The sequence below is a fragment of the Acinetobacter sp. AG1 genome, from assembly GCF_001005525.1.
Taxonomy (GTDB): Bacteria; Pseudomonadota; Gammaproteobacteria; order Pseudomonadales; family Moraxellaceae; genus Acinetobacter; species Acinetobacter modestus.
Window position 1 is genome coordinate 36906 of sequence record NZ_LBMZ01000097.1, and the last position, 8259, is coordinate 45164.

Consider the following 8259-nt stretch of genomic DNA (forward strand, 5'->3'; position numbering starts at 1 on the left):
CTTATTTTTAACGAGATTATTTGCTTATTCTCTTAAAATTTAAGTCGCAATGCAGTCAATGAGTTTTGCCAGAGTTGTGCAGCCAGTTGCAATTCAGGCTGGTCAAGGGTCTGAGCCAAACTCTCCAGCACATAAGGTAAATTGACTGGGGTATTACGGGTACGATGCTCGCTCGAAGTTTGGCAACACAACGGTGTCATATCTGGACAGTCAGTTTCGATCACCAAGTTTTCACTGCCTATCGCCTGTACCACTTGATGCAGTTTCTTGGCATTCGGATTGGTGATTTGTCCTGTCACCCCGATTTTAAAGCCCAGTTTAACCAAGGCTTTGGCTTCTTCGACTCCACCACTAAACGCGTGAGCAATGCCACCTAATTTGAATTTTTGTGTTTTTAAAATGGAAATCGTTTCTGCATGTGCCTTACGGATATGTAATAACACCGGTTTTTGATACTGTGTTGCCAATACAAGTTGCTCAATAAAATAACGTTGTTGCTTGGCAAATAGTTCGGGCTGTTTATGCTGTTTTAAAAAAGTATCTAAACCGATTTCACCTACAGCAGCACAGTCATGCTGCTGTAGGACTTGCTCAAGCCGCTGTAAATGTTCTGGCTGATGTTGTTCGATATAAAATGGATGTAAGCCAGGCGCCAGATAAGAGCATGGCACATTTTCCCAAGCGTGTAATTGTTGATGGGTGTGGATCAGTTCATCGAATCGGGATTCAACAAAACCAATTAACACTAAAGCATAGACCCCAACCTGTTTTGCTTGTTCAGCCAGATGTTGCCGATCATGATCAAAATCGGCAACATCAAAATGGGTATGGGTATCGAACAGTTGCATTAACTTTGACTTGGCGTACTTGCAGTAGGTGTTGAGGCTGCTGGCGTATCTATTTTTGGTAAATACTCAGGCTTTAATACCCCTTGTAATTCGCTAAATGGAATGACTAAACGTGGTAAACCGACAACATAAGGACCAATCTCGTATTCGCCATATTGTAGAATTAACCCCTGCTCACCCAATAAAAAATTATCTGTTACTTGGAATGGCCAAGCCTGTTCATATTCTTTCGGGTCAGTGGCAAGTTTGGCATCAACAATCCACACTTTAAAGGCTTCATGCGCCAGTTTGTCTAGAGTTGCTTTTTGCTTCGGTAATAATAGATCATGCAATTGAATCTGTTTTTGGTTCGCTAAATCAAAGTTATAGTAACGTTGTGAGGTTGAACCGTGCGCTCCACCCAAATAACTGCTGCTATTTAACACTACGGTTGCCAACTTGCCTTTCGGTTGTAAAATCTTTGGCTTAACCATCAAGCTGATCTGATGACTACTACTGAGCGCTTTTAACTCTTCATCAATCTTTACAAAAGCATTAGCATAGGCTTGTGCTTGAGTATCTAAACCTGTTTTTTGTTCAGCAGTTTTGGGTGCCGATGCTGCTGCGGTATCAGCATCAACGACATCGAGCATTTTACTCAGTTGATTGAGAATCTGTTGATCCAATAACTGATCAATAAATGGGAAATTACTTTGTAATCGTTCAACTGTGAAATCTGGACAGGTATTGCCTTTACATTCAGGTAAATTTACCTGCAATTTCACGGTTTCACCACGCAGAATTGGCTCAGCAGTTTGCTGTACCACTGGCGGATCTGTCGGTTTATCCTGTGATTCTTTCGGCTCTGATTTCGGCTGGCAAGCAGCAAGCAAAATCGCACCTGCAAGAATGCTATATTTATAAAATGCTTTCATTTAAAACCTATCAGTATTGTTATTACACAAGATTTTTAAATGCTATCGAAGTTAAAGCAAAACCGCTATAAGCGCATGCAATTTCTATACGAAACTCAAGCAAGTAGATTAAAACATTTGCTGATAAATTTCAGGTTGTAGCATCTGTTTGCTTTGTTCAGTGGTTAAATAAATATCCAACTGCGGTGCATCTTTACTGATTTCATTGGCACGATAATGCAAGCCGATTCCTTCTCCATCGAAGAACCAATCTGCCTGCCCCCAATACAGTTTTTTAGGAACTTGTTTCTTCACTTCTGTACTTTGTTTTTCAATCCATTGTTGATAATGTGCTTGAATAATATTATTTAATTCATTTTGCTGATTTTTCTGTATCACATCGAGTACGGTTAGATTTTTCTGTAACTTACGATCAGCAACGAAAAAGTAAAATCTGTCTTTAACCGCAATATCTTCTTGCTGCGTATCAACGCCAATTTGCAACAACACATACTGATTACGTTGTGAAGCAATACGTGTCGTTAAGCGTAGCTCATACGCTTTATTTTTAGAATATTTATCTTGCCATTCATCTGACTTTTTCACATAAGCATTCACGGCTTGCTGTAAGGTTAAATTCTTGTTTTGCTCAATTTGTTGTTGAATCACATTGGCCTGATTTTTTGCAATCCATGTGTTAAGCCACGCATCTTGGGTTTTGATAGTTTGAATATCGACATCAATACAGTTCTTCTTTTCACAGAACGGCAAGGCATAATCCGCTTTGGCTTCTTGCATATTGAGGTATGGCAGGACTTCAGCTTTTTCAGTATGCGTTGATACTTGATTTTTGTTTTGAGCTGTATCAGTCTCATTTTTTTTAGGATGATCACATGCCGTTAAAGCCATCATTCCAATCATTATACTGACAGCAAAAAGTGGTTTTAAAGTATTCATCTCATCATCCTTTTTTTAGATCGTTCAATTAAAAACAGCCTCTAATTTAGAAGCTGTTTTTGTGCATTTTAGTGTTCTCGCGTGTTACGGAACTGAATATCTGGCCAGCGTTCTTGCATTAACTGCAAGTTTACACGGCTTGGTGCAAGATAAGTCAGATGACCGCCGCCATCTACCGATAACTGATCATGCGCTTTTTTCTTGAACTCATTGAGAATTTTTTCATCATCACAATGGACCCAACGTACTGTATGAACACTGACAGGCTCATAAATACAGTCAACTTTATATTCTTCTTTCAGACGATAAGCGACCACATCAAACTGTAACACACCGACTGCACCGACAATCAAATCATTACTAATTTGAGGCATAAATACCTGTGTTGCACCCTCTTCAGATAACTCTTTCAAACCTTTTTGCAATTGCTTAGATTTGAGCGGATCACGTAAACGAACTCGGCGGAACATTTCAGGTGCAAAGTGTGGGATACCTGTGAAATGTAATTTTTCACCACTGGTAAATGTATCACCGATCTGAATCGTACCATGGTTATGTAAACCGATAATGTCTCCAGGCCAAGCTTCTTCCAAATGTTCACGTTCACCCGCAAGGAAGGTTAATGCATCGCTAATACGTACATCTTTACCGATACGCACATGGTTCATTTTCAAGCCTTTTTCATATTTACCTGAGCAAATACGCATAAAGGCAATACGGTCACGATGTTTCGGATCCATATTGGCTTGAATTTTAAAAACAAAACCAGTGAAACCCTCTTCATTGGCATCTACCGTACGTTCTTGTGTTGGATGTGCTTTTGGTTCCGGTGCCCAATTGATAAATGCATCAAGCACATGATCAACAGCAAAGTTACCTAATGCCGTACCAAAAAGTACTGGCGTTTGTTTACCTTGTAAGAATAATTCACGATCAAGTGGTTCATTTGCCATTTGAACTAACTCAAGTGATTCTTCAAAAGAAGCCCAAGCTAATTCACCCACTTTTTCACGAATATCAGCATGATCATAACCATCACGCACCTCAATGTCCGTAATCGTCGAGCCAAAACCTGCTTTATAAACATACAACTTGTTTTCAAGTAGGTTATAAACCCCTGCAAAGTCACGCCCCATACCTAAAGGCCATGTAATTGGGACACAGCGAATATTTAAAACATTTTCAATTTCGTCAAGCAATTCTAGAGGCTCGCGAATTTCACGGTCCATCTTGTTGACAAAAGAAATGATCGGTGTGTCACGCATTCGACACACTTCCATCAATTTAATCGTACGTTCCTCAACACCTTTTGCTCCATCAATCACCATTAATGCAGAGTCAACAGCAGTCAAAGTACGATAAGTATCTTCCGAGAAGTCTTCGTGCCCCGGTGTATCAAGTAAGTTGATAGTGTGACTTTTAAAAGGGAATTGCATGACAGAAGTGGTAATCGAAATTCCACGCTCTTTTTCCATTTCCATCCAGTCAGATGTCGCAGCACGATCCGACTTACGACTTTTAACCATCCCAGCAACCTGAATAGCTTTGCCCCATAATAGAAGCTTTTCGGTCATCGTAGTTTTACCCGCATCGGGGTGGGAAATGATCGCAAAGGTACGTCGTTGGGCAACTTGTGCCGCTAATTCGTCTTTAAAACTCATGAGAAAAATCTTCAATATGTACACAGTTACGTACACATGACTCGATATGTACCATAACTGAAAAGTGAGAATTCGAAATTGGCGCAATTGTAGCAGATTTAGTGAACTTGTTTATTGATTGTTGATATGTACCAAGTTATCCACAAAAAGCGTTGCTAGCTAAAAATCAAATTGAAATGGAGCTAAAAAAGATGTTCACGTTAAGTGTAAATTATAAATAAAACGAAAACTCTTCTTTATATAGGTAGACTCGAAGACAACTAGTTACACAAAGTAATCATTTTTTAAAATATTATTATGAAACAGCATGTTGCTACCTAAAGACAGAAATAAAAAATGAATTAACTCTTTTTTAATATATCTTTTCTGAATTGTAATGGTGTTTTTTTAGTCCAGTTTTTAAAAGCACGCTGAAAAACACTTTGCTCCGCATATCCTAATAAATCAGAAATTTCATTCATATTAAAATTTTTATCACTTAAATACTCCTTTGCTAAATTTTCCCTCACTTGATTGACTGCTTTATTAAAATTAATATTTGCCGTAAACAAGTCTTTTTTTAACTTTTGCCTTGAAACTCCCATATGTTTTGCCACCTCATCAATATTGATATTCTTATTTTTAATACAACACTTAATACCCATATAAAGTCGATGCTCTATATCATCATATACTTCTAATTTATCAATTAACTTGTCTGCTTGCTTCTTTAATATTCTATACAATATAGGGTCGGCTCGATCTAAATAAATAGTCTCAATTTCTGAAAAAGAAAAAACGATTGACGTGATGTGAGCATCAAAAAAAACTGGGCAATCGAAATAATCTTCATATACTTTTATATTTTTTGGTTGTTGGTAAATAAAGTTAAGTTTTTTTATTGAAAATTTGAGTGGATCTATCGCTTTTATAATAATATTCAAAAATAATGCAATTGCTGTTTCATCAACCAACAAGCCTGGACGCCCTCTTGAATCTCCCCAACTTAATTCAATTGAATCATTTTGACTACAAAAATTTATAAGATTAAAATCATATACTAAACGATTATAAGTCACAAAATCTAAGAATGCTTCGAATAAATTAGCCCCCGAAAATGCCAGGTAAGATAAAATTCCAGCATGAGCTAATTGAATATGTTTAGCAATTTCCAAACCTAATCCTTCGATTGGATGCTGCAAACTAATTTTATGTAAAATATTATGCCAAATTTGAAATGGTACACGTTCATCAAGATCTTTTGGTTGTAATGTATTAACATCCAAATAATAAAGACACTCTTCAGGTAAATTAATTTTATTGAATAAGCAAAAATCAACTATTGTCATTAATAATGGTGTAGCTACAGACCCCAAAAAAACAGACTTATTCATTTAAAAAAGTATTCCATTACTTATAACTTTTTATAAAAAGTCATTTTAAAATCATAACTTCTGCGACCATTCTAATTAATAGAATTTGATAAAAAATTTAATCTCCAACTATAAATTTAAAAAAATCTATCGTTAAATATTAATTTTAAATTTATTTTTTATCCCGCTATTTCAAATAGAAATTGGCATAACTATGGCTTATAGAAAAAATTTTCTTGTTCGCTAAAACGATAAAATTGACATTAACCAACAAGATTGTGACATGTGTCACATTATTAATTTTAGCAAAGATTGTTAAAAATACATTGACAATAAAATTATCAAAAATTGACATTAATGAATTCGGCTCAATAAGCCCTCAAGAAAGCTAAACAATCAATGGACGATGTGACCGCTTCGATAAGCTAGAATGAAGTGTTTAGTAATGTCTAAAAAAGCAATATTATTTAGAAACTTAGACGATTCATTTATTGGATAGGATGGTTCATGAGCACTAGTTGTAATTTAGATTGAGAAAAACTGTATACAATACAGAGGGGAAAAATTTGTTCTATTGCGAAATCCACTGATAGAATTTTTCTACGCTGTTTAGAGTTGTACTTACTAAAGATTTCAACTTTCTGCGACAATTAGCATGTGCCATCAATGACAAACTCATGATGATTTGTTGAAGATCCTCATTACTGATCACATAGTAAGATAAAAAAATTGATCCTGCTTAAAAATAATCTGGTGTTGTTTATTCAAATTAATAGATATTTTCAAGATCACGTGAACAAAAGAACAATAATTTTAAAGTAAAAATTCAATTGAAAATAACAACATATAATTAAAAAACAAGCCTGAATTTGCAGAACTTAGTTATTGGCTAAATACTTTTTTCAATAATTCATACACATAATCCATTTATCAAAAAGCTAAGAGATGTCAATTTTCACCATGATTAGTGTCAATACAATTTTTCAAATTTTCTATAATTTTAACTAGGAATATTAATTACATAAAATTTCTTAATAAAAATATGTGTGAAATATTCTCGTTTTTAAAATTAAGTTATTCAGCAAAGATCTTCTTTATGAATATTAAATCTAAATAAAAAGTTGAGATAAAAATGGCTAAAATTTCTTTAGAAAGTTTGACAGGCATCGATGGTTTTGTGGCAGCAGCATTGGTTGATGCTGAAAGCGGTTTAGCACTATCAACCCAACAAAAAGGAACTCTTGATTTAGAGTTGGCAGCCGCTGGTAATACAGAAGTAGTTCGCGCAAAACGTCGTGTAGCGAGTTCATTAAAACTAAATGATGATATCGAAGATATTCTTATTACGCTTGGTAAAGCCTATCACTTGATAAGACCATTAGAAAGCAATGGAAACTTATTTTTATATCTTGTATTAGATCGTGCTAAATCTAATTTAGCTATGGCACGACATGAATTAAAAACTTTCGAAAAAGAATTAGACTTTTCTTAAATAAATCAAACCCCTTATACAAATTTATCTTGCATAAGGGGTACTAATAAATAAACTTTAAAATAAAGTGATACCATGAATGAAATTTATATCAATATTATAATTCTAGGTTTAGACATCAAAACAACTTTAGAGTTAAAAAGTGAATTACGAAGAATAATTCCAAGGCAAATACATCTTAATTGGATTTATACATTAGATGAAAATATAGACCTCATCATAGTAGGCGATTCAATTTTCGATACACATACAATCCAACGTTTCATAAAACAGAAAAAAATTAAATATTTAAAAATATCAGAAAAACAAAATATTACCACTATTGAAAATAGTGACATATCTATCTCAATACACCAATCTGCAATATTAAAAAACTGGATACAGTATTATGTTATCAATAATTTATCACACCAAATACCAACAAATATCAATAACAGTTCGCCAGAAAAAAATTCTATAGATTTAAAATACTTAAATGATATTTTTAAATTTAAGAACACTAAACTTCACCTATCAGATGATAATGGTAGTTTAGCGATTATTGATACTGGCAGAAGATTAGCTTTTTTTGATCCTCAACAATTATCTAGAAAAACAAATCAAAGTTTTAATTATGAAATAGCAACCAATTCAGATTTATTAAAAAACAATTTTACGTCTGAAGCTAATTTAGAAGATTGGATTTGGAATTTATTCTGGAGATCACCTGAATTTAGTAAATTAACATTAAAAGAAAATGAATATTATAAGATTTTTTATTGGCCACAACCTAATCAAAATAAGGACCAAAAGATCATATTACAACTTTCAGCATGTTTTATCCATGGTGCTCAGCTTTCTAAAGTCGCAAATGAACTAAACCTTCCAATTAAAACAGTCCAACAGTTTATATCTGCATGTCTGATATCAATGAATGGAAAAAAAATACTAGAATTAGAAAGCAATTATAAGAAAAATGAGATACTCAAAGAAAGTAGTAGCAGAAGCTTCTTAACTAATTTTTTCAATAAAATCAGAAATCATCTAAAAATATAAGGTTTTTCATGTACAACCATA

General features: G+C 34.2%; 7 protein-coding genes. 2 read left to right on the plus strand and 5 right to left on the minus strand.

What is annotated here, in order from left to right; all coding sequences use genetic code 11:
* Window positions 1-32: 32 nt before the first annotated feature.
* From AAV96_RS04985 to AAV96_RS05005, 5 genes are all read right to left on the minus strand, one after another.
* A complete protein-coding gene (locus tag AAV96_RS04985) occupies window positions 33-848 on the minus strand; it encodes a TatD family hydrolase (protein ID WP_046738515.1) in 816 nt (271 codons plus the stop codon).
* Window positions 848-1762, minus strand: coding sequence for an RsiV family protein (locus AAV96_RS04990; RefSeq protein WP_046738516.1), 915 nt, complete (start codon window positions 1760-1762; stop codon window positions 848-850). Before AAV96_RS04990 ends, AAV96_RS04985 begins: the two co-directional genes overlap by 1 nt.
* 108 nt (window positions 1763-1870) lie before the next feature.
* Window positions 1871-2698: a hypothetical protein gene (locus AAV96_RS04995; RefSeq protein WP_046738517.1), complete on the minus strand. Its 828-nt coding sequence runs from the start codon at window positions 2696-2698 to the stop codon at window positions 1871-1873.
* 68 nt (window positions 2699-2766) lie between these two features.
* Window positions 2767-4359 carry a peptide chain release factor 3 gene (locus AAV96_RS05000; protein WP_005218358.1) on the minus strand — a complete coding sequence of 531 codons (1593 nt, stop codon included), beginning with the start codon at window positions 4357-4359 and terminating at the stop codon, window positions 2767-2769.
* A gap of 341 nt (window positions 4360-4700) precedes the next feature.
* On the minus strand, window positions 4701-5732 hold the full coding sequence (locus AAV96_RS05005; protein WP_046738518.1) for an AraC family transcriptional regulator: 1032 nt from the start codon (window positions 5730-5732) through the stop codon (window positions 4701-4703).
* A 1111-nt stretch (window positions 5733-6843) separates the two neighbouring features.
* On the opposite strand from AAV96_RS05005, the gene AAV96_RS05010 reads away from it, so the two are divergent.
* Together AAV96_RS05010 and AAV96_RS05015 are read left to right on the plus strand one after the other, a co-directional pair.
* The gene (locus AAV96_RS05010; protein WP_004658999.1) at window positions 6844-7203 is read left to right on the plus strand and encodes a hypothetical protein; all 360 of its coding nucleotides are present in this window, start codon (window positions 6844-6846) and stop codon (window positions 7201-7203) included.
* A gap of 75 nt (window positions 7204-7278) precedes the next feature.
* Window positions 7279-8238, plus strand: coding sequence for a hypothetical protein (locus AAV96_RS05015; RefSeq protein ID WP_046738519.1), 960 nt, complete (start codon window positions 7279-7281; stop codon window positions 8236-8238).
* Window positions 8239-8259: the final 21 nt, after the last annotated feature.